Genomic DNA, 25942 nt, shown 5'->3' on the forward strand with positions numbered 1-25942 from the left:
GATAATGGCAAGAGAATATGATTTAGTCATCGTTGGCGGCGGTACTGGCGGATATGTTGCTGCTATTCGTGCATCACAACTAGGGTTAAAAACTGCACTTGTTGAAAAAGAAAATCTTGGTGGTACTTGTTTACACAAAGGATGTATTCCTAGTAAAGCTCTTTTACGTAGTGCGGAAGTATACGCAACTGCTAAAAAAGGAGAAGAGTTCGGAGTTATTGCAAGTAATGTAGAACTAAACTTTGCTAAAGTACAAGAGCGTAAAGAGAAGATTGTAACGCAGCTTCATAAAGGCGTTCAGCATTTAATGAAACAAGGTAAAATTGATGTGTTTGAAGGTATTGGCCGTATTCTTGGTCCATCTATTTTCTCTCCAATGCCAGGTACAATTTCAGTTGAACTTGCAAGTGGAGAAGAGAATGAAATGTTAATTCCAAAAAATGTACTTGTTGCAACAGGTTCTCGTCCAAATTCATTACCAGGATTAGAGTTAGACGGAGAGTATGTAATGTCTTCGGACCATGCCCTAAAAATGGAAACGCTTCCTAGTTCGATCATTATCGTTGGTGGCGGTGTAATCGGTATTGAGTGGGCATCTATGCTTGCTGACTTCGGTGTAGAAGTTACAGTATTAGAGTATGCGAAAAACATATTACCACTAGAGGATAATGACGTTTCAAAAGAAATGCAGCGTCTATTCAAGAAAAAAGGTATTAAAGTGGTAACTGGTGCAAAAGTATTACCAGAAACATTGGTAAAAGATAATGGAGTAACAATTCAAGCTGAACATAACGGTGAGAATAAAGCATTTAAAGCAGAAAAAATGCTTGTATCTGTAGGAAGACAAGCCAATACGCAAAATATGGGCTTAGAGAACACAGATATTGTTGTGGAAAAAGGATACATTCAAACAAATGAGTTTTATCAAACGAAGGAATCTCATATTTACGCAATTGGAGATGTAATCGGTGGCCTACAACTTGCTCACGTTGCTTCGCATGAAGGAATTGTTGCTGTAGAACATATTGCTGGTAAAGAAGTTACACCAATTGATTATTCTATGGTATCGAAATGCGTATATAGCAGTCCGGAAGTTGCTTCTGTCGGTTTAACAGAACGAGAAGCAAAAGAAAAAGGCTATAAGTTAAAAGTAGGTAAATTCTCATTCCGTGCAATCGGAAAGGCACTTGTATACGGAGAATCAGACGGTTTTGTAAAACTTGTAGTTGATGAAGAAACAAATGACATTCTTGGTGTTCATATGATCGGACCACATGTAACAGATATGATTTCTGAAGCTGGTCTTGCAAGAGTACTTGATGCAACACCTTGGGAAGTAGCACATACAATTCATCCGCATCCATCATTATCTGAGGCAATTGGTGAAGCTGCATTAGCTGTAGATGGAAGAGCGTTACACGCATAAAAATGTGGATTTAGGAGGTTATGAAAAATGGCAGAAGTAAAAGAAAAGCGCCATGAAGAGCTTGGCTTAAGTGATGAGCAAGTATTAGAAATGTACCGTACGATGTTACTTGCGCGAAAAATCGACGAACGTATGTGGTTACTAAATCGTGCAGGTAAAATTCCATTCGTAATTTCTTGTCAAGGACAAGAGGCTGCACAAGTTGGCGCATCGTTCGCTCTTGATCGTGAAAAAGATTATGCATTACCATACTACCGTGATATGGGTGTTGTATTAGCGTTTGGTATGACAGCTAAAGAGCTTATGTTATCTGCTTTCGCGAAAGCTGGAGATCCAAACTCTGGTGGTCGTCAAATGCCTGGTCACTTCGGTCAAAAGAAAAATCGTATTGTTACAGGTTCATCTCCAGTAACAACACAAGTACCTCATGCGGTTGGTATTGCATTAGCTGGAAAAATGGAGAAGAAAGATTTAGTAACGTTTGTTACATTCGGAGAAGGTTCTTCCAACCAAGGTGATTTCCATGAAGGTGCAAACTTTGCTGGTGTACACAAACTACCTGTTATTTTCATGTGTGAAAATAATAAATATGCAATCTCTATTCCGGTTGAAAAACAATTAGCATGTAAAAACGTATCAGATCGTGCAATTGGTTACGGTATGCCAGGATATACAGTAGACGGAAACGATCCGCTTGCAGTATATAAAGCTGTAAAAGAAGCAGCAGACCGTGGCCGTCGTGGTGAAGGCCCGACTTTAATTGAAGCAGTATCATATCGTTTAACAGCACATTCTAGTGACGACGATGATCGTGTTTACCGTGATAAAGAAGAAGTAGAAGAAGCGAAGAAAAAAGATTCAATAATAACATTTGCAGCTTATTTAAAAGAAGTTGGCGTGTTAACTGAGGAATTTGAAAAACAAATGTTAGATGAAATTATGCATATCGTAAACGAAGCAACAGAATATGCAGAAAATGCTCCGTATGCAGCACCTGAAGATGCATTGAAGCACGTATACGCAGAATAGGGGGGAACGTTTCATGGCTGTAATGTCTTATATTGAAGCTATTACATTAGCAATGCGCGAAGAAATGGAACGCGATGAGAAAGTATTCGTATTAGGAGAAGATGTTGGTAAAAAAGGTGGCGTTTTTAAAGCGACACACGGTTTGTATGATCAATTTGGTGAAGATCGTGCGCTTGATGCACCGCTTGCAGAATCTGCAATTGCTGGGGTAGCAATTGGTGCGGCAATGTATGGTATGCGTCCAATCGCTGAAATGCAGTTTGCTGATTTCATCATGCCAGCAGTAAACCAAATTGTTTCTGAGGCAGCAAAAATTCGTTATCGTTCTAATAATGATTGGACTTGTCCAATTACAGTGCGTGCGCCATTTGGTGGCGGTGTTCACGGTGCATTGTATCATTCACAATCTGTAGAAGCGATGTTTGCAAACCAACCAGGTTTAAAAATTGTTATCCCTTCTACACCATATGATGCAAAAGGCTTATTAAAAGCTGCAATTCGTGATGAAGATCCAGTATTATTCTTTGAACATAAGCGTGCATATCGCTTAATTAAAGGTGAAGTGCCAGAAGATGACTATGTATTACCAATCGGAAAAGCAGATGTGAAACGCGAAGGTGATGATATTACTGTTATCACTTACGGATTATGTGTTCACTTTGCTCTTCAAGCAGCTGAGAAGTTAGCACAAGATGGAATCTCTGCACACATTCTTGATTTAAGAACAGTATATCCGTTAGATAAAGAAGCGATTATTGAAGCAGCTTCTAAAACAGGTAAAGTTCTTCTTGTAACAGAAGACAATAAAGAAGGAAGTATTATGAGTGAAGTGGCAGCAATTATTGCTGAAAATTGTCTGTTTGATTTAGATGCGCCAATCGCACGTCTTGCAGGACCAGACGTTCCGGCAATGCCATATGCACCAACAATGGAAAAATTCTTTATGGTAAATCCAGATAAAGTTGAAAAAGCAATGCGTGAACTTGCGGAATTTTAATCGGGGGGACTATACATGGCTGTAGAAAATATCACAATGCCTCAGCTCGGGGAGAGCGTTACAGAGGGTACAATTAGTAAATGGCTCGTTAATGTTGGCGATCACGTAAACAAGTATGATCCGCTTGCAGAAGTAATGACGGACAAAGTAAATGCCGAAGTACCATCTTCTTTCACTGGTATTGTGAAAGAGTTAATAGCTGGCGAAGGTGAAACGTTAGCCGTAGGTGAAGTTGTTTGTGTCATTCAAGTAGAAGGCGCAGATGAAGTAGCAGCAACAACTGTAGAGGAAAAAACGAAAGAAGAACCAAAGGCAGAAGTAACTACGCCTGAACAAGCACCGAAAGTAAAACAACCAACTGATGGAAAACCACGTTTTTCACCAGCAGTTTTAAAACTTGCGGGCGAGCATAACGTTGATTTAGATTTAGTAGAAGGTACGGGGGCAAATGGCCGTATTACTCGTAAAGATATTTTAAAGCTAGTGGAATCTGGAAATATTCCGCAAGTAGGCGCGAAGAAAGAGGAAGTTGTTGCAGTAGCAGAGCGTCCAGAAGCACCAAAATCAGCGGCAGTAGCACCGGTAGCGCAAAAAGTAGAAGCTGCAAAACCAGTTTCTGTGCCGACAATGCCTGGAGATATCGAGATTCCGGTAACAGGTGTGCGTAAAGCAATTGCAGCAAATATGTTACGCAGTAAACACGAGGCACCTCATGCTTGGATGATGATTGAAGTAGATGTGACAAACCTTGTGTCATACCGTAACTCAATTAAAGGCGATTTCAAAAAGCGTGAAGGCTTTAACTTAACGTTCTTTGCTTTCTTCGTAAAAGCAGTAGCACAAGCGTTAAAAGAATATCCTCAAATTAACTCAATGTGGGCTGGCGATAAAATCGTTCAGAAGAAAGACATTAATCTTTCTATCGCTGTTGCAACAGAGGAAGAACTATTTGTACCAGTAATTAAGCACGCGGACGAGAAAACAATTAAAGGTATCGCTCGTGAAATTACAGAACTTGCAGGAAAAGTACGCACGAAATCATTAAAAGCTGATGAAATGCAAGGCGGAACATTTACAATTAATAACACAGGATCATTCGGTTCTGTTCAATCTATGGGTATTATTAATTACCCACAAGCTGCTATTTTACAAGTTGAATCAATTGTAAAACGCCCAGTAATTATGGATAATGGTATGTTCGGTGCTCGTGACATGGTTAACTTATGTTTATCACTTGATCATCGTGTACTGGATGGCCTAATTTGTGGTAAATTCTTAGGACGTGTAAAAGAAATTTTAGAAAACACGTCAGAGAACAATACATCTGTATATTAATAAAAAGCTCGCATTTGCGAGCTTTTTATTATTTCATTTCTTCATTTGTATCCTACTATATGTACAAACCTTTCCCAGTAATCTTACAATGAATGATCATGTATTAGGAATTTGCGAAAATACATTGCTGATATATGGTATATAGATATAAAATAAGAAAAGAATAATTTTTTTGGCAAATCTTACTGACGAAACTGTAGTATAATATATTGTATTGTATGAAAAAGAGAGTTATTCTATATAAGTGTTTTATAGATAATGTGTAATCAGTCGTCAAAACATAAAGAGTATTGACTCCTGGTTTTTTTATTTTGCCGTAACAATGTTTCAGGAGGATGTCATGAAAAGAAGTACCGATTTTCTAAAAAGTTTAGATGTAAAACTAATTTTAATTTTGTTTGCATTATGTGTTACGAGTATAGCCGCAATATATAGCAGTCAGCAAACCGGACAGTATGGAGATGCAAACTTTGCTTTGAAACAAGGTGTTAACTACATAATTGGGGTTGTATTGTTACTTCTTGTTGCAAGCATCGACTTAGATCAATGGCAAAAATTGTCTTGGCCACTTTATATCGCTGGGTTTGGTTCACTTATTCTTTTGAAAATACTACCGGTTTCCAGTTTCACACCTGAAAAATTAGGTGCAAAAAGATGGTTTGTTTTTCCAGTAGCTGGACAAATTCAGCCATCTGAGTTTTTCAAAATTTCATTGCTTCTCATAATAGCCAGTTTAGCAGTGAAACATAATGCTCAATATATGGCCCGGACATTCCAGACTGATTTAAAATTAGTCGGAAAGATAATATTAGTATCTCTTCCACCTATGGCCGTTGTATATAGCCAACCGGATACAGGTATGGTGTTCTTATATGCAGCAGCTATCGCATGTATTTTATTTATGTCAGGAATTCAAAAGAAATTAATTGCGTTATGTACAGTCATTCCGGTGACCATATTGTCTACATTAATATTTATATTTGTAAAATATCCAGATTTCTTCTTTAATAAATTAGTTACTTTGTTAAAACCTCACCAACAATCACGTATTATAGGTTGGCTAAATCCATTTGAGAATGCAAATGAAGGCTATCAAACACAGCAATCGATTTTAGCTGTAGGTAGTGGAGGTATGGAAGGGAAAGGATTCGGTGAAGGGAACGTCTATATCCCGGAGAAACACACTGACTTTATTTTCGCTACAATTGCCGAAGAAGGTGGATTTATAGTAGCCGCGTTAGTTGTGTTCTTGTTCCTATTACTGCTATATCGAACAATTATTATCGGTTATTCTGCTGATAATTTATTCGGTACATTATTATGTGCTGGGTCTATTGGTATATTAACAGTTCAAATATTCCAAAATATTGGTATGATCGTCGGATTAATGCCTGTAAAAGGGATTGCATTACCTTTCTTATCGTATGGGGGAAGTTCCTTATTCTCGAATATGATTATGATGGGGCTCATATTGTCCGTACGGAAAACGTATAAAAAATATATGTTTTCAGTTAAGTAAAAAAGCTAGTTCGTGTAAAAACGAACTAGCTTTTTTACATATATGCTCTTAAACGTTGCAAACTAAAACAGAATAGCAGTTTGAGACGGGTAAGGAGTGCAAAGTGATGCATATGCATATTTTTGAAGGGGCACGGCATCTATCTAATAGTGAATGGGTTATTCGAGCTATCATAGCATACATATTTTTAATATTAGTTGCGAAAGCGATGGGACAAAGGTCCATCGCACAACTTCGGTTTTTAGATGTCGTATTAGTATTATTGCTTGGTGGGAATATTTCTAACGCATTATCTGATGAAAAAGTGGGGTTACTCGGCTCGATGATTACAACGTTCATACTCGTTGTACTTCACATTATAAGCTCAGTCTTAATGTTGAAATGGGATAGATGGAGACGCTTTTTAGAGCCAGCACCTATTATTCTTATACACAATGGTTCCATTGATTTTAGCAATTTGAAAAAAGCGAGAATTACGGTGGAATATTTATTTTCGGAACTTCGTATGCGAAATGTGAGCGATATTCAAACGATTAAATTAGCATTGTGGGAAGCGAATGGTGTTGTTTCTATATTTCAGTATCCAGAATATGAAGCAGTTTCGCGGCTTGATCTGAAAGTGGCGGGAAGAAGATCTCCAGTTTCTTTTGTATTAGTAAAGGATGGGAGGATTCAGCAAGATGTTCTAGCTTTAGTAGGAAAAACAGAAGAGTGGGCGAGAGAATTTCTAGAGAAGAGTGCAGAAATCGAATCCATTATGTTAGCTACAGTAGATGAAGCGCATAAAATAAATGTTTTGTTAAAAAAATGAAAAATAGACGCATTTTGTCGTTTCATACATATGATACAATAGTGTGGACAACGAAAAAATGGGAGGTGTTTCCATGGGATATGTAGAGGAATTACGAAAAGTAGTTGGTCATCGCCCTTTAATTTTAGTTGGTGCTGTTGTACTCGTTATAAATGAAAGTGGATATGTATTATTACAGCAAAGAACAGAGCCTTACGGAAAATGGGGGTTGCCTGGCGGGCTAATGGAGCTTGGTGAATCACCAGAAGAAACAGCTTACCGTGAAGTATATGAAGAGACAGGAATAGAAGTAAAGAACCTCCGATTAATCAATGTATTTTCTGGAGCGAACTATTTTACAAAATTAACAAACGGTGATGAGTTTCAATCCGTAACGACAGCCTATTATACCGATGAATACGAAGGGAGTTTTGTTATGAATAAAGAAGAAGCGGTTCAGCTTAAATTCTTCCCGGTAACAGAGCTACCTGATTATATTGTAGGATCGCATAAAAAAATGATTGTGGAATATATGAAAATTATGGAAAAAAAGATATAATAGTAGTGGAAGAAATACAAAAACACAGCTCTGGTTGGTAGTCCAGACGCATGATTTTATGTCAGTAACCTTCCCCTCCGGGATGTCCAGTATTTCTAATTTTTTTAAGGAGGGGCTGTCAATGGAGTTGACAGTATATCATGATGGTCAATTTTTTGTGGGAATTATTACGCGCAAAGAAAAAGGGAAATTGTACGGGGCAAGGTATATTTTTGGGACGGAACCATCAGATGAAGAAGTATTTATATTTGTAAATGGTCCAATGTTAGCGTATTTCCAGCACTTTGCAAGATTTGGTGTGGAGATTAAAGAAAAACAGCGTCCGAAAAATATTAAGCGTATCATACGGCAAGCGGCCAAAGAAGTAAATGAAAAACGTTATACAAAAGCGCAAGAGGCAATTAGTTTATCTTACGAGTTGCATAAACAAGAAAAGCGAGTGCAATCTAAAGAGAAACGAGAAGCTGAAAAGCAAAGAAGACGTTTAATAAAAGTACAAAAGGCAAAGCAAAAACATCGAGGGCATTAAGAAAAGGTGTTAGAGCAAGAGCTCTAACACCTTTTCTATGCTCAAATACAAGTAAACTTACTTGTATTCTCTAAACATTAACTGGTAAGATACAAATAGGTAGAATTAGAGGAGGGAAAAGATTGATTAACTTTAACTTTTTTATGAATGATGTTGTCCGTCAAGCGCGTGAAGAGATTGTCTCTGCGGGATATACAGAATTGACGACACCAGAAGCAGTCGAAGAAGCATTTAAAAGAAATGGTACAACACTTGTAATGGTAAACTCTGTATGTGGTTGTGCAGGTGGCATTGCTCGTCCTGCTGCTGCACATTCCGTACATTATGATAAACGCCCTAACCACCTTGTAACGGTATTTGCGGGTCAAGATAAAGAAGCAACAGCAAGAGCTCGTGAATATTTTGAAGGATATCCACCTTCATCTCCATCATTTGCTTTATTGAAAGATGGAAAAATTGTAACGATGGTAGAACGTCATGAAATTGAAGGTCATGAACCAATGCAAGTAATTGCAAAACTACAATCTTATTTCGAAGATAATTGCGAAGAACTATAAGGAAGAGAAAAGGCGGTACGTCCACGATCAAGTGGGTGTACCGCCTTTTTTATTTAGTGTTTAAAATAATTAAACATAAATGATTTTATTGTTTTATGCATGTTTTTATGCATGCATAATGGCTTTAATATTGTTTTTGTATTTATTTTTATTTTAAATGTTGCATAAAAATGAAAGTGTTGATACAATACAAACATCAAATAAATATTCTATTTAACTTTTAAATATACATTATTAGGGGGAAGAAAGATGAAGAAGTTATTATCAATATCATTTGCACTTATTTTAATTGTAAGTATGTTCAGTGCTTGTAGTAATGGGGAAGAAAAGGCGAAGAGTGAGAATAAAAAAGTACTCGTTATGGGGACTTCAGCAGACTATAAACCGTATGAATACGTAGAAGCATCAAAAAGTGATGAAATTATCGGTTTTGATGTTGATATTGCAAAATATATCGGAAAAGAACTTGGGTATGAAGTAAAAGTGAAAGATATGGATTTTGGAGGATTATTAGCATCTCTTAGCTCAGGAAAAGTTGATTTCGTTATGGCAGGTATGACGCCAACTGCAGAGCGTAAAAATAATGCTGATTTCACAGATATTTATTTTGTTGCTAAAAATATGATTGTTTCAAAAAAAGGCTCTAATATTAAATCATTAGAAGATTTAAAAGGTAAAAAAGTAGGGGTACAAACAGGATCAATCCAAGAAGAAAAAGCAGAAGAATTTAAAAAACAAGTCGATTTCAAAGCTGAGGGACGTGACCGTATACCAGAAATCGTACAAGAAATTAAAGCTGGTCGTTTTGACGCTGCAATTATAGAAGACACAGTTGCAAAAAATTATTTAGAAAAAATGAAAGAACTACAAGGAATTGAAATTCAAGAAGCACCAGAAGAAGTAGGTGCAGCAATTGCTCTTTCTAAAAACAGTGATAAAACAGAAGAGTTTAATAAAGTAATTAAGAAAATGCAAGAAAATGGAGAAATGGATAAATTAGTGAAGAAATGGTTTGGCAGCGGAAAATAAGCTGCCTTTCACTTTTCTGTGAGGGGAATGAAAAGGATGAATCTAGATTTTTCGGCAATTACGCCTTCAATACCATATATATTAAAGGGATTAGAAGTTACATTGAAAATTGTAGCTGCATCAGCTGTGGTAGGATTTATTTTAGGAACGTTATTAGCACTTTGCAAAATTGCTAGAATACGAGTATTAAATATTGCAGCAGATATTTATACGTCAATATTTCGTGGCACACCGCTAGTATTGCAATTAATGATTATTTATTTCGGTGTTCCGCAAATGATTGGATATGAGATACCAGCCTTTTTAGCAGCTGTACTTGCATTTAGCTTAAACTCAGGTGCATATATGTCAGAAGTGATTCGTGCCGGCATTCAAGCGGTCGATAAAGGACAAACAGAAGCAGCAATGGCTTTAGGTATTCCGTACAGTAAAATGATGAGAAATATTATTTTTCCTCAAGCTTTAAAAAATATATTACCAGCGCTTGTGAATGAGTTTGCGACACTTACGAAAGAGTCGGCTGTAGTAACTGTAATAGGAGCGACTGATTTAATGCGCCGTGCTTATATTGTAGGCGGTGAAACATTTAAATATCTTGAGCCATTACTATTTGTTGGACTTATTTATTATATATTAGTAATTATTCTTACATTAATCGGGAAGGCAATTGAAGGGAGAATGAAGAAAAGTGATTAAAATTGACAACCTTCATAAATCATTTGGAAAAAATGAAGTATTAAAAGGAATTACAACAACGATTGAAAAAGGAGAAGTTGTTGCAATTATCGGACCGTCTGGATCTGGAAAGTCAACATTTTTACGCTGTATGAATGTACTAGAAGCAGCGACAGCTGGTCACATTTGGATTGGAACGGAAGAAGTAACGAATCCGAAAACAAATATTATGCACGTTCGTGAAAATGTCGGAATGGTATTTCAACATTTTCACTTATTCCCTCATATGACTGTATTAGAAAATATTACGTATGCTCCTATCAATGTAAAAGGAGTAACGAAGCAAGAGGCTGAAAAAAAAGCTGAGAAACTTTTAGAAAAAGTGGGGTTATTAGATAAGAAAGATGCATATCCCAATCGTCTTTCAGGTGGACAAAAGCAACGTGTAGCAATTGCAAGAGCGTTAGCGATGGAACCGGAAGTTATGTTATTTGATGAACCGACCTCTGCGCTAGATCCAGAAATGGTGAAAGAAGTGTTAGAAGTTATGAAATCATTAGTGACGACAGGAATGACGATGGCAATCGTTACACATGAAATGGGATTTGCAAAAGAAGTAGCAGACCGTGTTCTCTTTTTAGATGGTGGAAAGCTCGTAGAAGATAGTAATCCGGAAGAGTTTTTTACAGCACCAAAAAGTGACCGTGCAAAAGAATTTTTGCAAAAGATATTGTAATATGTGAAGGGTACGTGAATAATAGGTAAAAAAGGATGACATTGCGTCATCCTTTTTTTATACTATTTTTAAATACGTTTATACATATAGGAGTAATGATATGTTTAAAATTGGATATAGAACAGTGAAAACAGCGCTTGGAACGGGTGCTGCAGTTTTTATTGCTCAGTTATTAGGATTAGAATTTTATAGTTCAGCTGGTATTTTAGTCATTTTATGCGTGCAAAATACGAAACGAAAATCCGTTCAAGTATCGTTGCACCGTTTTTTAGCTTGTGTATTATCGATGGTATTTGCGTTTTGTATTTTTGAAACGATTGGTTATACACCACTTGCGATTAGCATATTACTGCTTACCTTTATTCCGACTGCAGTTATGTGCAAAATTCAAGAAGGCATTGTCACGAGTTCGGTTATCGTTATGCATCTGTATTCATTAAAGCAAATTACATGGTCTATAGTTGGTAATGAAATTGCTATATTAACGATTGGAATTAGTGTCGCTTTATTAGTAAACATGTACATGCCAAGCAGTGAGAATAAACTGAAAGAGTATCAAGGGAAAATAGAAGACCATTTCAGAACGATTTTGTTTGAAATGGTCGTTTATTTACGAAATCGAGATAGTAATTGGAGTGGGGCCGAATTAATTGAAACAGAAATGATGCTGAAAGAAGCAAAAGATTTATCATTTAAAAAACTTGAGAATGCATTTATGCGAGAAGATGACTATTACTATCGTTATTTTAATATGCGTATGCAACAATTTGAAATTTTGGAGCGAATGATACCATTAGCTGCATCACTATCTTGGACGTATGAACAAGCTGATATGATTGCAGACGTAATTGAAAATATAGGTAATTCTATTCGTCCTGAAAGTACAGGGGTCATTTCGTTAAGACAACTTCAAGAAATGCGAGAAGTATTTAGAGAAATGCCTTTACCAGTCTCGCGAGAAGAATTTGAGATACGTGCGAAACTTGTTCAACTTGTGTATGAAATGGAGCAATATTTACTCATTAAAAGTCGTTTTAAGGGAAAGGATAATATAAAAGAACTTATTTAGAAGGTAGGAATTATATATGCCGTATCTTCTTTCTTTATTATTATGTCTTTCTCTATCACCAATCTGGCCTCTTGGTGATAACCCACGTGCTGGAGATCCTTTTATAATTGTAAATAAAGCAACGAATAAACTAGCTTACATTGATGATGGAAAGATCCAAAAGGTTTTTCCAGTAGCGACAGGGAAAACAAATGAATTAACCCCAGAAGGAACCTTTGACATTGTATTGAAGGCGAAGGATCCATATTATATTGCGAAGGATATTCCTGGGGGCTCTCCAAAAAATCCACTTGGATCGAGGTGGATGGGATTTAATGCAAGAGGAACCGATGGAAGTAAGTATGGGATACACGGGACAAACCAGCCTAGTTCAATCGGAAAATATATTTCACAAGGATGCATAAGAATGAAGAAACATGATGTGGAATATTTGTTTGATCGTATTCCACTTGGAACGAAAGTATCGATTGTGAAATCGAAAAAAACATTTCAGCAATTGGCGAAGGAAAAAGGGGCCATAGTATTTGGAAAAGTCAACGAAACGGTTGGCTTTTTTCTTTTCTATAAGTTGTCTTGACATGTGTACATAACCATGCGTTAATGAGAATATATAAAGATAATTGAGTAAAGGGGTTGCTCATATGTATTTAAATCCAAAAATTTCTTACATGCAGTTTTGTGTTGGTTTTCTATTTGTTATTACATTCATATTGGCAACTTTTAATATATGCTCTTACGTTGTAGCGATTGTATTTATGGCATTACTCAATCTTACTTTTGTTATCGGGGCATTTCAGCAGAAACAATATACAAGTTTTGTAATAGCACTTGTAATGGCCTTTTCCTTTAGCATTGTAGCAATTGTAATATATATAAAATAAAATGTTCAATACAAAATAGACTATCTCGATTTCGAGATGGTCTATTTTGTATGTGTAAGCAGTAAAAAAAGGACGAGTGAATCGTCCTTTTTACCACAACATACTTGCGCCAGTAAGTAATGTTGTTACAAGCATAGAAATTAGCATTATATAAACCATAATTTTTTGAGCTTTTTTATGCATAGTTAAACCTCCTTGCAAATCAGTACAATTTCATTGTAACGAGAAATGAAATTGTGGACAAGGGGAGAGAAATGACAAATTTCGAGAAGTGTGTGTAAAGTAGAACAGGAAATGTGTGTGTGTGTAGAGAATATATTAAAAGATAGAGTACTAGTTTTTTGTTATGCAAGCATGAAGAATGGAGATACGATGATGAAAATATACGAAACAGATCGTTTACATTTAAGAGAAATTGATGAGTCGTATGCGGAAAAAGTTCTTCAATATTACGACAAAAATCGTGAATTTTTAAAAGCGTGGGAAGAGTATAGACCGGAGGGTTTTTTCACGTTAGATTATCAAAAGAAAAAGTTACAAAAGGATAGAAAAGAGTTCGCGGAAGGTAAGATCATCAGGCTTTGGATTTTTAAAAAGGGTGATGATACAAAAATTATTGGATGTATTTCATTTAATCTAATTGTTCGCGGAATTTATCAATCTTGTGTACTTGGCTATAAATTAGATAAGGAAGAATTGAATAAAGGTTACACAACAGAAGCGCTTAGAAAAGCAATTCAAGTTACCTTTGAAGAATTTCATTTACATCGTATAGAAGCACCAGTTATGCCACGAAATTTAGCATCTATACAAGTAGTGACGAAGATAGGATTTCAATATGAAGGTGTATCTCGAAAAATGCTAATGGTAAATGGCATCTGGGAAGATCATATGCGGTGGGTATTGTTAAACGAGTAATAGAAGGCAGATGGGTATCTAGATGTGTTAACCATCTGTTTTTTGTCTTGTATTTCGAAACTTTTGCGAAATTCTGTTATAATTAATGTTGTTACATACATAATGGTAGTGCAGGAGGCGCAGTCTTATGATTAATCAAGAACGTTTAGTAAATGAATTTATGGAGTTAGTACAAGTAGATTCTGAAACAAAATTTGAAGCAGAGATTTGCAAAGTGTTAACAGAGAAATTTACTGCTTTAGGTGTAGAAGTATTTGAGGATGACACGATGGGTGTGACTGGTCATGGTGCAGGTAACTTAATTTGTACTTTACCAGCAACAAAAGACGGTGTTGATACAATTTATTTCACTTCTCATATGGATACAGTAGTTCCTGGTAATGGAATTAAGCCTTCTATTAAAGATGGATATATCGTATCAGATGGTACTACAATTTTAGGAGCCGATGACAAAGCTGGATTAGCATCTATGTTTGAAGCGATTCGTGTCTTAAAAGAGAAAAACATTCCTCATGGTAAAATTGAATTTATTATTACAGTTGGAGAAGAATCTGGTCTTATTGGTGCAAAAGCGTTAGACCGTGAGCGTATTACAGCAAAATATGGTTATGCATTAGATAGTGATGGAAAAGTTGGTGAAATTGTAGTTGCAGCGCCAACACAAGCGAAAGTGAATGCGATTATTCGTGGGAAAACAGCTCACGCTGGCGTAGCGCCAGAAAAAGGTGTATCTGCAATTACTATAGCAGCAAAAGCAATCGCAAAGATGCCACTTGGTCGTATCGATTCTGAAACAACTGCAAATATTGGACGTTTTGAAGGTGGTACACAAACAAATATCGTTTGCGATCATGTTCAAATCTTTGCAGAAGCTCGCTCTTTAATAAATGAGAAAATGGAAGTGCAAGTTGCAAAAATGAAAGAAGCATTTGAAACAACTGCAAAAGAAATGGGTGGTCATGCAGACGTTGAAGTAAACGTTATGTATCCAGGATTTAAGTTTGCTGCTGGCGATCACGTTGTAGAAGTTGCGAAACGTGCAGCTGAAAACATCGGTCGTACGCCTTCTCTTCACCAAAGTGGTGGCGGAAGTGATGCGAACGTAATCGCAGGACATGGTATCCCAACAGTTAACTTAGCAGTTGGTTATGAAGAAATTCATACAACAAATGAAAAAATTCCTGTTGAAGAATTAGCGAAAACAGCAGAATTAGTTGTAGCTATTATCGAAGAAGTAGCGAAGTAAGTAATAAATAAAAAAAGACGTGTGAACCAATTATGGTTTACACGTCTTTTTTTATTTTGATTCAAGTGCTTTCACAAGGCGGATAAGCCAATATAAGAAGACCCATGGAAGTACATAAGTTGCTGTAAAACGTATGAAATGAGAGAAGATTCCTAAAGCGTAAATGTTAATGTTAAAAAGGGGAAGTAACAAATAATTAATCGCAAGGATTACTATAATAATAATAAATACATAATTGAGTTTATTATGTTGTTTCATAGCGATTCATCTCCTTTACAATAATATCCATTTGTTACGTACAGTATAGCAAAAAATAGATAGAGAAAAGCCAATAATTATTATAACTTGTAAATAAATTTGATATAATGAAGGAACAAACGTTCTTTAAGGGGTGAGTAGTATGCGAGAAATGTATCCGAAAAATGGTCGTGTTATTTTACATGTAGATATGAATTGTTTTTTCGCAGCTGTTGAAATTGCTCATGACCCATCATTACAAGGAAAGCCATTAGCGATTGCAGGGAATGAAAAAGAGAGAAAAGGGATTATCATAACATGTAGTTATGAGGCGAGAGAATATGGAATACGTACGACGATGCCTCTATGGGAAGCGAAGCGATTATGTCCGCAATTAGTTGTGAGGCACCCTAATTTTACATTATATCGAGAAGCTTCATTTCAAATGTTTCAAATTCTTTCCCGTTTTACAGAGAAAATACAACCGTTTTCTATAGATGAAGGGTATTTAGATATTACAGATTGCTATGCGCTCGGTTCGCCTCTTGAAATAGCGAAGATGATTCAACAAGCGTTAGTAACAGAGTTACAGCTTCCATGTAGCATTGGGATTGCCCCAAACCTCTTCCTAGCAAAGACTGCTTCAGATATGAAAAAACCTCTTGGTATTACAGTACTTCGAAAACGTGATATCCCAGAAATTATTTGGCCACGATCAGTTGCAGAGATGCATGGAATCGGAGAGAAAACAGCTGAAAAACTAAAAGACATTCATATACATACAATTGAACAGTTAGCAAAAGGAGACGAGCATATCATTCGCGCTAAAATTGGAAAGCATGGTGTTGATTTACAAAAACGTGCAAAAGGTATGGATGACAGGGAAGTTGACCCGAATCAAATGGGACAACATAAAAGCGTTGGAAATTCGATGACTTTCTCAAAGGATATGGACGAAGAAAAAGAATTACTTGATATGTTAGAAAGATTATCGAAATCAGTAAGCAAAAGGCTACAAAAACGAACTCTCGTTAGTTATAACATTCAAATTATGATTAAATACCATGATCGCCGCACAGTAACACGGAGTAAACAATTGAAAAATGCAATATGGGAAGAACGGGTTATTTTTCAAGCGGCATCCCGTTTATGGAAGCAACACTGGGATGGTGATTCTGTTCGTCTGTTAGGTGTTACAGCTACTGAATTAGAGTGGAAGACAGAATCGGTGAAACAGTTAGATTTGTTTTCATTTGAAGAAGATGCGAAAGAAGAGCCGCTACTTGCTGTCATTGATCAAATTAATGAGAAGTATGGAACACCACTCTTACAACGTGGTAGCCAGTTATTACGTAAACAAGAAAAATCGTTTCAACAAAAGTTAGAAAATAAGTTTATGTAGAAGGTGTCATGAAGTAGTAAATATCATGCTACCTTTTATATTTAACTCGCTTCTAAATCTAAAGAAGTCTTCCACCCCGCGGCAGTAACACCAGATTCTAAAAGCATTCTACTTACTATTTTTTCAATTAAGACAGCTGCATTTGTATTGCAATGTAAAGTAGCCTGTATACATACTTTTTGGTTAGAATCAACGTCTTCACTGTACAATTCTTTTAAACCGATACCTTCTGAACTTACCATGTGCATGAGAAGAAAACGAATATGCGCTTCATTTTCTTCCGAACAGGTAAGAGAAAGTAAGTAGTTTGTTTGTTCAGGGAAATCTTCTTTTGATTTATTATTCATAAATAGAGCGATTGGGCGGAGTAGTATATTTGCTAGTAAAACGCTAGCTGCCCCTAGCATAGCTGCAACGAGGAAGCCAGCACCTGTAAGAGTACCAACAGCAGCTGCGCACCATAAAGTTGCTGCTGTATTTAACCCTCTAATACTAAAACCGTCACGAATAATAACACCGCCTCCTAAAAAGCCAATACCACTAACAACTTGAGCGGCGATGCGTGATGGACTAGCATCATGATCAAGCATGACGGATAATAAAACAAATATACAGGCGCCAAGTGATACGAGAGCATTTGTCCGCAAACCAGCCATTCGATGTCTCCATTGTCTTTCCATTCCGATGCAAGCTCCTACAATGATTGCGATCAATAATCTTAATACAATGTCATACCATACCATCATGGTCACCTCCATACATATAAGTGCATGTTATATTTTTTAAAGAATGAGAGGGGAATCCCCACTCATTCTCATTTTTACAACCAGCTATGAAACTTTTTAATATAAAGTTTTTTCAGGAATTGTGTTAAGAAAGCATAGCCTAATAATATTCCTATGAGCCACGGGAAGTAGCTTAGTGGTAACGCTTGTAAACCAACTGCTGCACCAAGTGGTGAGAACGGAATATAAATTCCAATTGCCATAATACAAGCGGTTAATAAGAGAACTGGTATTGATGCGGTACTTTTAATGAACGGAATTTTCTGTGTTCTAATCATATGGACAATTAATGTTTGAGTTAGTAACCCAACGACAAACCAACCAGATTGGAATAACGATTGTTCTCCGGGTGTATTTGCACCGAATACATTCCACATGACAACGTATGTGATAATGTCGAATATAGAGCTAATTGGACCGATGCAAATAATGAAGTTACGTAAGTTTGCAGTATCCCATTTTCTAGGCTTCTCTAAAAATTCTTTATCCATTTTATCCCATGGAATTGAAAGTTGTGAAATATCGTAAAGTAAGTTTTGAATTAATAGATGAATTGCAAGCATCGGTAAAAATGGAATGAAAGCACTTGCTACTAATACACTAAATACATTTCCGAAGTTAGAGCTCGCCGTCATTTTGATATATTTTAAAATATTGCCGAACGTAGTACGTCCCTCTAAAATACCTGCTTCTAATATAGTTAAACTTTTTTCGAGTAAAATAATATCGGAAGATTCTTTTGCGATATCGGTAGCGGTATCAACAGATATTCCAACGTCAGCTTCACGTAATGCCACGGCATCGTTAATGCCATCGCCCATGTAACCTACAGTATGACCATTACCTTGTAATACGTGAATAATACGAGATTTTTGCATTGGATTTAGTTTTGCGAACACTGTTGTTTCTTCTGCCAGTTTTGCTAATGCTTTATCTGGTAAAGAATCGATTTCGTAACCGAGGACAGGCTCTCCTATATTTAATCCAACGTCTTTACAAACCTTTCTTGTAACAATTTCGTTATCACCAGTTAAGATTTTCACTTGTACGCCGTGTTTTTGCAATGCTTGAATTGCAGAAGCAGCAGATGGTTTAGGTGGATCTAAAAAGCCGATATACCCAGTAAGGATCATAGCTGATTCATCTTGTACTGTATATGCTTTATGATAGGGTTTGTTATCTTTCTTGTATGCTACAGCTATGACACGCATTCCTTCACTATTTAAAGTTTCGCTAAGATGTTTTACATTTGCTCTCATTTCTTCAGTGAGAGGGACAATTTGCCCATCAACTTCAGTGTAATTACAAATTGATAAAATTTCTTCTACGGCACCTTTACAAACCATTGTATGTTCACCTGAAATATCTTTTACGATGACAGACATACGACGCCGCGCGAAATCGAATGGAATTTCATCTAGCTTTTGAAAAGCTGATGGATCAAATTTATGGTTCTCCTCTGTATGTTCAATAACAGCTTTATCTATTAAATTTTTCAATCCCGTTTGATAGAAGCTATTTAAATAGGCAAAGTGTAATACACGATCGCATTCATTTCCGTTAGGATCTAAATGACGAACTAGGACAACTTTATCTTCTGTTAAAGTTCCAGTCTTATCTGTGCAAAGAATGTTCATAGCACCTAAGTTTTGAATAGAGTTTAGCTGTTTTACAATTACTTTTTGTTTAGACATGTTAACGGCACCTTTAGCTAAATTAGCAGTTACAATCATTGGTAGCATTTCAGGTGTAAGACCAACTGCAACAGCAATAGCAAAGAAGAAAGCTTCTTGCCAGTCGCCTTTTGTGAATCCATTAATGAGAAGGACAATAGGTGCCATAATAAGCATGAATGTGATTAAGAGCCAGCTTACTTTGTTTACTCCTTTATCGAAGCTTGTTTCTGTACGTTTTCCAATCACTTTTTTTGCTAAAGAGCCGAAATACGTATCCGTACTAGTTGAAACAACAACAGCTTTTGCGCTGCCGCTAACAATATTTGTACCCATGAAGCAAAGGTTTTCCATATCGAGCGGATTGTAATTTGTTTTCAAGTTTTTCGGTAATATATGTTTATTTTCCGTATGGTAGCAGTTTTCGTATTTTTCAACCGGAAGTGCCTCGCCTGTTAATGAAGACTGATTAACAAATAAATCTTTAGCTGATAAGATACGCACATCAGCTGGAACGATATCACCGGCTGAAAGTGAAATGATATCACCAGGTACAAGTTCTTCAATTGGAATTTCCGTTGTATGATTACGATTTAAATTCGTTACGCTTTTTGTTTCGTGTATAAATCCATTTATTCTAGAGACGCTTGCAGTTGTGCGAACCATAGCTTTTAACTTATCTGCAGCTTTTTGAGAACGAAATTCTTGAAAAAAACGAATAGTTGTACTTAGCAGTACCATTACAGTTACGACAATTGTTCCTTGTATGTCATCTGTGAAAAAAGAGAGTGCTCCAAGAGCTAACAAAACAAAAATAAATGGATTTTTAAATGCCAGCAGAAATTGAATATACCATGGCAGTGTTTTATTATGAGCAATTTCATTCGGACCGTATAAAGAAAGTCTATGAGACGCTTCTTGTTTAGAGAGTCCATCTTTTGTTGTTCCTAGAAGTTTTAACGCAGAGTTTACATCCTGTGTTGCAACTTCTACTAGCAATTCGTTATTTGTATTCATGTTATCTTGATTGTAAGCATGCTTTGTTTCTTGTCTTTGTAAATTTAACATTGGTAGTTCCTCCTTTTTCATGAAGGAGGAAACAATCTGTTACTCGACTATTTAAAATTGGGAGGAACAGCTTCTTTCCTACCTACATGATGAAATATAAGGGTAAAACATATGGGTATCTGGGCCGAATCATCACTCGCCACTGCTCCTCACCTCCGTACAATTAGTAGTTTCTGAATATGCTATGTTTGTTTCATAGTAAGGTGCATAAGACATAAAAAAAGACCTTTACTCAAAACGAGTAAAGGTCTGAATTCGTAGTCAAAAAGAGTCAACAACAAAGACTGTTATTAAACATAGATAAAAACAGTTTTTGTGTATGACAAAACATACGCACCTCTCCCTCGTTGAGTTTTAGCACTGTATAGCATAGGTACTGAAACCAGCTACGTTAAGAAAGGCCTTCATTCCGACCTTTCCTGTTGACCCATTGGCGTCTCTCGACATTTTTGGGCAGCAGCGTTTCTCTATACAGGAGCCTCACCTAACAGAGACCATATTCAATTACACGTTGAATATTAGCACTGTAAATTTGTAGTGTCAATATCTTTTTTGTCTATTTTTTTAAAAAATTAAATAGGTTTATGATGGATATATAGTATGAAGTAAGATGGGTTTAATTGTAAATATGATGGGGAAATAAATGCTTAAATAAATATAAATAAAAAGCACTGATTACAGTGCTTTTTACTATAGATTATGAGATTGTAGCATTTTCAAAAATAACAATCTCTGAGCTATTTGTTGTTGAAACGCGTTGTGCGTAATATGTTAAAGCTGAAGAAATATATGTTGGTAACGTCTCATTTGTATGTGATGTTGTATATTCATGGATTAATTCTTTTAAAGTCGTCCATTCTAATTGTGCTGGGTGATCAGAAACGAAAGAACTTACCCAGCGATCAAATGAAGATGAAAAATCAGTTTGTAAACGAAATACTTCTTTCATAATAAAACGCTCCCTTAAAATGTAGTACAATTATTTTACCACAAAATACGAACGATATCTAAATTTTTTAAGTATAATGTTCGTGTTATATAGTTGTCTAGATGATTGGTTATGCAAATTCAATTTGCCATTTGAAATAACATTCCGTAAGATGAAAGATAGATTATATAAAGAGCTGGAGGAAAGAAAGTGGAATTTGTATTTTTAGGGACTGGTGCAGGTGTTCCTTCAAAAGGAAGGAATGTTTCAGCAATTGCTTTGCAGTTGTTAGAAGAACGAGGACAGACTTGGTTATTTGACTGTGGCGAGGCGACACAACATCAAATACTACATACGTCTGTACGTCCACGCCGCATTGAAAAAATATTTATTACGCATTTACATGGCGATCATATTTTTGGATTGCCGGGTTTATTGGGTAGCCGGTCGTTTCAAGGTGGAACAACAAAATTAACAGTGTACGGACCAAAAGGAATTAAACAATTTATTGAAGTGGCATTATTAGTAAGTACGACACATGTTAAATATCCACTTGAAATCGTTGAGATTACGGAAGAAGGTATTGTGTTTGAGGATAATGAATTTTGTGTAGAAACAAAAAGGTTATCACATGGAATTGAATGCTTCGGATATCGAATTGTAGAGAAAGATATACAGGGAGCTCTTTTAGTGGATAAGTTACTGGGAATGGGTGTGAAACCTGGTCCAGTTTTTAAACGCTTAAAAGATGGTGAAGTAGTTGCATTAGAGAATGGCACAGTGTTAAATGGAAAAGATTTTATTGGCCCGCCTCAAAAAGGAAGAGTTATTACAATTTTAGGCGATACACGATATTGCGAAGCGAGTAGAGAGCTTGCGCAAGATGCTGACGTACTTGTTCATGAAGCGACTTTTGCGGCAGAAGATGAACAACAAGCGTATGATTATTTTCATTCCACATCTAAGCAAGCTGCGAGTATTGCACTTCAGGCAAATGCAAAACGCTTAATATTGACTCATATTAGTTCTCGTTATCAAGGAGATACATATAAGGAATTATTGAAAGAGGCAAGAGAGCTATTTTCTAATACAGAAATAGCTACGGATTTAAAATCATTTCCAGTAGAAAGATAATAATGTTGTGAAAAAATGGTGACGATAGGTTGCCATTTTTTTTATTTCTAAAAAAAATTAAAAATAAAACTGTTATCATTTTATTTTTATATAGGATGACACAGAAAGTTTTAATGATGTGAAGATATAGGATGAAAATACATAATACCGATTATTTAGAAAAACTGTTATATAAGTCAGACGACATACGAGTGGTACAAGTAGCAAAAATGGATTTTTATTCAGAACTTTTAAAATTCATTAAAAGTAAGCGTTTTATTAAAAACAAGCTATAATGAGGGCAGATTATAATTTATCCCGCTATTTGCGGACAGTAAGACTCCCACCTCAGAATTCGGCGAATGCGAGGAAGTTAGGTGGGAGATAACTGCCCGTAAAAGCCCGATTGGTGTGGGCTAATAATCAGTGGGGGATGGACAAAACTCCCACTGATTAAAGTTTCACTTTATTGTAGGCTACATGCGTTTTAGCCATTTGTCATAACAAGTGAAGTTGACTAAATCGTGAGAGAGCAACATGGAAATTATAATAGGAAGGATATTACTATTATTTGTACTAAGTCTTTTTTCACTTTTTAGCTTTAAAATATCAAAAGGTATGAAAGCAATGGGAGTTTCACTTGTTTATGCTATGCTTGTAAGGGGTTCTGTGTTAAACTTTGGATTGCTACCAGGCTTTATTGTGGACTATCTTATATTATTTTTAAATGCAGGTAATGCTAAGTTTCTTATTTATTATTATAACTGGTATTATTTCAGGATATATTGCTTCACTGTTATTCAAAAACTATCCAATTCTTACAGCGGAACAAATTCGTGGTACGACTGGAACAGCAACCGATTCGGTAGCTTAATAGAATAGTAAATAATTTTTTCATAGAGGTTTAGGGGGAGTTATGATGAAGTATCGCTCAGTGTTTGATATTATTGGTCCGGTTATGATTGGTCCATCAAGTTCACATACAGCAGGCGCGGCAAGAATGGGGCAAGTTGCTCGTCAGCTGTTTCGTCATGAACCAGAGAGAGTTAGCATTTCATTATATGGTTCATTTGCAAAAACATACCGTGGTCACGGTACGGATGTAGCGCTAATCGGTGGAATACTAGGATTTGAAACAGATGATTTACGTATTCCAAGTGCGTTAGATATTGCAAAAGAACGCGGGATTGAAGTGGAATTCATTGAAGAAGATGCAAATGCTCCGCATCCAAATACAGCGAAAATTCGTCTGTATAAAGGTGAAGAGGAAATTGAAGTTGTTGCTTGCTCAATTGGTGGCGGTAAAATTGAAGTAGTAGAATTAAACGGATTCGATCTTCAATTAACAGGCACGAGTCCAGCACTACTTATTGTAAATAACGATCGCTTTGGTGCTATCGCAGCTGTAGCTTCAATCCTTGCTAAGCATGAGATTAACATTAGTACAATGAGTGTTTCTCGTAAAGAAAAAGGAAGAAGAGCGCTTATGGTCATTGAAACAGATGAATTATTAGCAGATGAAGTAATCGCAGAAATAAATGGGCAACAAAATATTTGTCAAGTAACTATTATGGATTAATTGCAGGGGGGAAACACCATGTTTCGGAACGCAGCGGAACTAGTGGCGCAAGCTAAAGAGAAAAATGTAAAAATCGCAGAAATTATGATTCAATGTGAAATGGAAACAAGAAGTATCTCACGTGAAGAAGTAATTGCTGGAATGGAAAAGAACTTAGTCGTGATGGAACAAGCAGTAGAACGAGGTATTCGTGGTGTAAAATCACCGACTGGTTTAACTGGCGGGGATGCTGTGAAAGTCCAAGCGTATTTAAAGAGTGGAAAAGGCTTATCTGGAGATACAATTTTGGACGCAGTGAGTAGAGCTGTCGCAACAAATGAAGTAAACGCGGCGATGGGAATCATTTGTGCAACACCAACAGCAGGATCTGCTGGAACAGTGCCAGGTGTACTCTTTGCACTGCAAGAAAAATTACAGCCGACACGCGAAGAAATGATTGAATTTTTATTTACAGCAGGAGCTTTCGGTATGGTTGTTGCGAATAATGCTTGTATTTCGGGCGCGGCAGGAGGTTGCCAAGCTGAAGTAGGTTCAGCAAGTGGAATGGCAGCAGCAGCAGCAGTTGAGATGGCTGGTGGAACACAAGATCAAGCAGCTACAGCTATGGCGATTTCATTAAAGAATATGCTTGGTTTAGTATGTGATCCTGTTGCAGGGCTTGTAGAAGTACCTTGTGTAAAACGTAATGCAGCAGGAGCTGCGAATGCCATGATTTCAGCTGATTTATCATTAGCTGGTGTAACTAGTACAATTCCATGTGATGAAGTCATTGAGGCGATGTTTAGAATTGGACAAACGATGCCAGTAGCACTTCGTGAAACAGCAGAAGGTGGACTTGCAGCAACACCAACAGGTCGTCGTCTGCAAGAAGAGATTTTTGGTAAGAGCAATAACTAAAAGCATATCATATGATTAAAATAAAAAACGGAGCTCAAATAAAGTTGAGCTCCGTTTTTTATTTTTCTTCTGCTATTTTTTCTAATGTTTTTCCAAGATCGTGTGATCGTTTCGTTGCTTGTGTAATACAGGAGATTAATGCTTGTTGAAAATTATGCTCCTGTAATATTTCAATACCTGCTTCGGTAGTTCCGCCAGGAGAAGTAATTTCTTTTCGCAAAATAGAAGGGTGTTTTTCGCTTACTTTTAGCATTTCAGCAGCACCAATCATCGTCTGAAGAATAAGTGATTTTGCAACATCTTCTTTTAAACCAATTTTTTTTGCTGCCTCTTCCATTGCCTCTACCACATAATAAATATAAGCTGGTCCACTGCCGGATAATGCAGTGACAGCATGCATATCTTCTTCTTCTACAACAGAGACGAGACCAATCGTTTCAAATAACGATGTTGCAATGCGAATATGTTCCTCCGTTGTGTGTTCTGAAGGTGAGATAGCAGTAGCGGATTTTAAAATGGCCGCAGATGTATTTGGCATTGCACGAATAATCGGAACGTCTTTTTGAAGTAGGTTTCTAATTGAATGAGTAGAAACACCTGCTAATAACGAAATAATAAGCACGTCATTATTTATGTATTCTTTAAGAGGAATAATCGCTTCTGCGACATCTTTTGGCTTCATCGCTAGAAAAAGAATATTTGCATCAGCAAGTAACTCCTTTTTATTATGTGTACCTTTGACACCGTATTTTTTATGTAACTCCTGTAATCTTGTCTCGTTAGAACGATTACTTACAGTTACATTTTCTCCCTTAACAACATTTGCGTTTAATAAACCACCAATAATCGCTTCGGCAATAGAGCCTGCACCGAGAAAGGAAATGTTTTGCATAGACATGATGTGCCTCCTTTGAATTTGGTTAGAAATGCTTATAAATGTACATACATTCGTTTTTTTATGGAAA

General features: G+C 36.4%; 28 protein-coding genes and 1 riboswitch. Of the genes, 22 read left to right on the forward strand and 6 right to left on the reverse strand.

Features of this window, described 5'->3' with window-relative positions:
* The first annotated feature begins 4 nt into the window (after positions 1-4).
* From lpdA to ACE38F_RS08205, 15 genes are all read left to right on the forward strand, one after another.
* On the forward strand, positions 5-1426 hold the full coding sequence (lpdA, locus tag ACE38F_RS08135; RefSeq protein ID WP_002111728.1) for a dihydrolipoyl dehydrogenase: 1422 nt from the start codon (positions 5-7) through the stop codon (positions 1424-1426).
* A 27-nt stretch (positions 1427-1453) separates the two neighbouring features.
* Complete coding sequence (gene bfmBAA, locus ACE38F_RS08140; RefSeq protein WP_215554134.1) at positions 1454-2455, forward strand: 3-methyl-2-oxobutanoate dehydrogenase subunit alpha; 1002 nt, start codon at positions 1454-1456, stop codon at positions 2453-2455.
* Positions 2456-2468: 13 nt separating this feature from the next.
* Positions 2469-3452, forward strand: a complete 984-nt coding sequence (gene bfmBAB / locus ACE38F_RS08145; RefSeq protein ID WP_215554133.1) for a 3-methyl-2-oxobutanoate dehydrogenase subunit beta — start codon at positions 2469-2471, stop codon at positions 3450-3452.
* A 15-nt stretch (positions 3453-3467) separates the two neighbouring features.
* Positions 3468-4787 carry a dihydrolipoamide acetyltransferase family protein gene (locus ACE38F_RS08150; RefSeq protein WP_375369503.1) on the forward strand — a complete coding sequence of 440 codons (1320 nt, stop codon included), beginning with the start codon at positions 3468-3470 and terminating at the stop codon, positions 4785-4787.
* A gap of 340 nt (positions 4788-5127) precedes the next feature.
* Positions 5128-6306 carry an FtsW/RodA/SpoVE family cell cycle protein gene (locus tag ACE38F_RS08155; RefSeq protein ID WP_341305888.1) on the forward strand — a complete coding sequence of 393 codons (1179 nt, stop codon included), beginning with the start codon at positions 5128-5130 and terminating at the stop codon, positions 6304-6306.
* Between the two features lie 106 nt (positions 6307-6412).
* A complete protein-coding gene (locus ACE38F_RS08160) occupies positions 6413-7117 on the forward strand; it encodes a DUF421 domain-containing protein (protein WP_002165088.1) in 705 nt (234 codons plus the stop codon).
* 73 nt (positions 7118-7190) lie between these two features.
* Positions 7191-7655, forward strand: a complete 465-nt coding sequence (locus tag ACE38F_RS08165) for an NUDIX hydrolase (protein ID WP_375369501.1) — start codon at positions 7191-7193, stop codon at positions 7653-7655.
* A 121-nt stretch (positions 7656-7776) separates the two neighbouring features.
* Positions 7777-8184 (forward strand): YjdF family protein, encoded by a 408-nt coding sequence (locus tag ACE38F_RS08170; RefSeq protein WP_215554130.1) that lies wholly within the window; start codon positions 7777-7779, stop codon positions 8182-8184.
* A 143-nt stretch (positions 8185-8327) separates the two neighbouring features.
* On the forward strand, positions 8328-8741 hold the full coding sequence (locus ACE38F_RS08175; RefSeq protein WP_002015097.1) for a BrxA/BrxB family bacilliredoxin: 414 nt from the start codon (positions 8328-8330) through the stop codon (positions 8739-8741).
* Between the two features lie 249 nt (positions 8742-8990).
* On the forward strand, positions 8991-9770 hold the full coding sequence (locus ACE38F_RS08180; RefSeq protein ID WP_215554129.1) for a transporter substrate-binding domain-containing protein: 780 nt from the start codon (positions 8991-8993) through the stop codon (positions 9768-9770).
* Positions 9771-9806: 36 nt separating this feature from the next.
* Positions 9807-10466, forward strand: a complete 660-nt coding sequence (locus ACE38F_RS08185) for an amino acid ABC transporter permease (RefSeq protein ID WP_002111716.1) — start codon at positions 9807-9809, stop codon at positions 10464-10466.
* The gene (locus ACE38F_RS08190; RefSeq protein ID WP_002111715.1) at positions 10459-11181 is read left to right on the forward strand and encodes an amino acid ABC transporter ATP-binding protein; all 723 of its coding nucleotides are present in this window, start codon (positions 10459-10461) and stop codon (positions 11179-11181) included. Before ACE38F_RS08185 ends, ACE38F_RS08190 begins: the two co-directional genes overlap by 8 nt.
* A 100-nt stretch (positions 11182-11281) precedes the next feature.
* Positions 11282-12250, forward strand: a complete 969-nt coding sequence (locus ACE38F_RS08195) for an aromatic acid exporter family protein (protein ID WP_078172846.1) — start codon at positions 11282-11284, stop codon at positions 12248-12250.
* 16 nt (positions 12251-12266) lie between these two features.
* Positions 12267-12827: a L,D-transpeptidase gene (locus tag ACE38F_RS08200; RefSeq protein WP_002160563.1), complete on the forward strand. Its 561-nt coding sequence runs from the start codon at positions 12267-12269 to the stop codon at positions 12825-12827.
* A 64-nt stretch (positions 12828-12891) separates the two neighbouring features.
* On the forward strand, positions 12892-13131 hold the full coding sequence (locus ACE38F_RS08205; protein ID WP_002088543.1) for a DUF3894 domain-containing protein: 240 nt from the start codon (positions 12892-12894) through the stop codon (positions 13129-13131).
* Positions 13132-13221: 90 nt separating this feature from the next.
* Here the strand turns inward: ACE38F_RS08205 and prli42 are convergent, their stop codons facing one another.
* Positions 13222-13314: a stressosome-associated protein Prli42 gene (gene prli42, locus ACE38F_RS08210; RefSeq protein ID WP_215554128.1), complete on the reverse strand. Its 93-nt coding sequence runs from the start codon at positions 13312-13314 to the stop codon at positions 13222-13224.
* 189 nt (positions 13315-13503) lie between these two features.
* Between prli42 and ACE38F_RS08215 the strand changes: the two genes are divergently transcribed.
* Positions 13504-14049 carry a GNAT family N-acetyltransferase gene (locus tag ACE38F_RS08215; RefSeq protein WP_033711020.1) on the forward strand — a complete coding sequence of 182 codons (546 nt, stop codon included), beginning with the start codon at positions 13504-13506 and terminating at the stop codon, positions 14047-14049.
* A 127-nt stretch (positions 14050-14176) separates the two neighbouring features.
* The gene (locus ACE38F_RS08220) at positions 14177-15295 is read left to right on the forward strand and encodes a tripeptidase T (RefSeq protein WP_002111705.1); all 1119 of its coding nucleotides are present in this window, start codon (positions 14177-14179) and stop codon (positions 15293-15295) included.
* A gap of 51 nt (positions 15296-15346) precedes the next feature.
* On the opposite strand, the gene ACE38F_RS08225 is transcribed toward ACE38F_RS08220, so the two are convergent.
* A complete protein-coding gene (locus ACE38F_RS08225) occupies positions 15347-15553 on the reverse strand; it encodes a hypothetical protein (protein WP_215554126.1) in 207 nt (68 codons plus the stop codon).
* 142 nt (positions 15554-15695) lie between these two features.
* Between ACE38F_RS08225 and ACE38F_RS08230 the strand changes: the two genes are divergently transcribed.
* Complete coding sequence (locus ACE38F_RS08230; protein ID WP_375369498.1) at positions 15696-16934, forward strand: DNA polymerase IV; 1239 nt, start codon at positions 15696-15698, stop codon at positions 16932-16934.
* Positions 16935-16975: 41 nt separating this feature from the next.
* On the opposite strand, the gene ACE38F_RS08235 is transcribed toward ACE38F_RS08230, so the two are convergent.
* From ACE38F_RS08235 to ACE38F_RS08245, 3 genes are all read right to left on the reverse strand, one after another.
* The gene (locus ACE38F_RS08235) at positions 16976-17677 is read right to left on the reverse strand and encodes an MgtC/SapB family protein (protein WP_341305895.1); all 702 of its coding nucleotides are present in this window, start codon (positions 17675-17677) and stop codon (positions 16976-16978) included.
* A 77-nt stretch (positions 17678-17754) separates the two neighbouring features.
* The gene (mgtA, locus tag ACE38F_RS08240) at positions 17755-20460 is read right to left on the reverse strand and encodes a magnesium-translocating P-type ATPase (protein ID WP_375369497.1); all 2706 of its coding nucleotides are present in this window, start codon (positions 20458-20460) and stop codon (positions 17755-17757) included.
* A gap of 331 nt (positions 20461-20791) precedes the next feature.
* A riboswitch (M-box (ykoK) riboswitch) is annotated at positions 20792-20959 on the reverse strand.
* Between the two features lie 198 nt (positions 20960-21157).
* On the reverse strand, positions 21158-21409 hold the full coding sequence (locus ACE38F_RS08245) for a DUF3932 family protein (protein WP_002145851.1): 252 nt from the start codon (positions 21407-21409) through the stop codon (positions 21158-21160).
* Between the two features lie 189 nt (positions 21410-21598).
* Between ACE38F_RS08245 and rnz the strand changes: the two genes are divergently transcribed.
* The 4 genes from rnz to sdaAA all read left to right on the forward strand — a co-directional run bounded on the left by rnz (position 21599) and on the right by sdaAA (position 24977).
* Entirely contained in the window at positions 21599-22522 is a 924-nt protein-coding gene (rnz, locus tag ACE38F_RS08250; protein ID WP_375369496.1) for a ribonuclease Z, read from the forward strand.
* Between the two features lie 715 nt (positions 22523-23237).
* Positions 23238-23375 carry a hypothetical protein gene (locus ACE38F_RS08255; protein ID WP_002066987.1) on the forward strand — a complete coding sequence of 46 codons (138 nt, stop codon included), beginning with the start codon at positions 23238-23240 and terminating at the stop codon, positions 23373-23375.
* A 45-nt stretch (positions 23376-23420) separates the two neighbouring features.
* Positions 23421-24080 (forward strand): L-serine ammonia-lyase, iron-sulfur-dependent subunit beta, encoded by a 660-nt coding sequence (gene sdaAB, locus ACE38F_RS08260; RefSeq protein ID WP_002088527.1) that lies wholly within the window; start codon positions 23421-23423, stop codon positions 24078-24080.
* Between the two features lie 18 nt (positions 24081-24098).
* Positions 24099-24977 (forward strand): L-serine ammonia-lyase, iron-sulfur-dependent, subunit alpha, encoded by an 879-nt coding sequence (sdaAA, locus tag ACE38F_RS08265; RefSeq protein ID WP_215554121.1) that lies wholly within the window; start codon positions 24099-24101, stop codon positions 24975-24977.
* 58 nt (positions 24978-25035) lie between these two features.
* Here the strand turns inward: sdaAA and proI are convergent, their stop codons facing one another.
* Positions 25036-25875 (reverse strand): pyrroline-5-carboxylate reductase ProI, encoded by an 840-nt coding sequence (gene proI / locus ACE38F_RS08270; RefSeq protein WP_215554120.1) that lies wholly within the window; start codon positions 25873-25875, stop codon positions 25036-25038.
* Between the last annotated feature and the right edge of the window lie 67 nt (positions 25876-25942).

The organism is Bacillus altaicus (genome assembly GCF_042136375.2).
Lineage (GTDB): Bacteria > Bacillota > Bacilli > Bacillales > Bacillaceae_G > Bacillus_A > Bacillus_A cereus_U.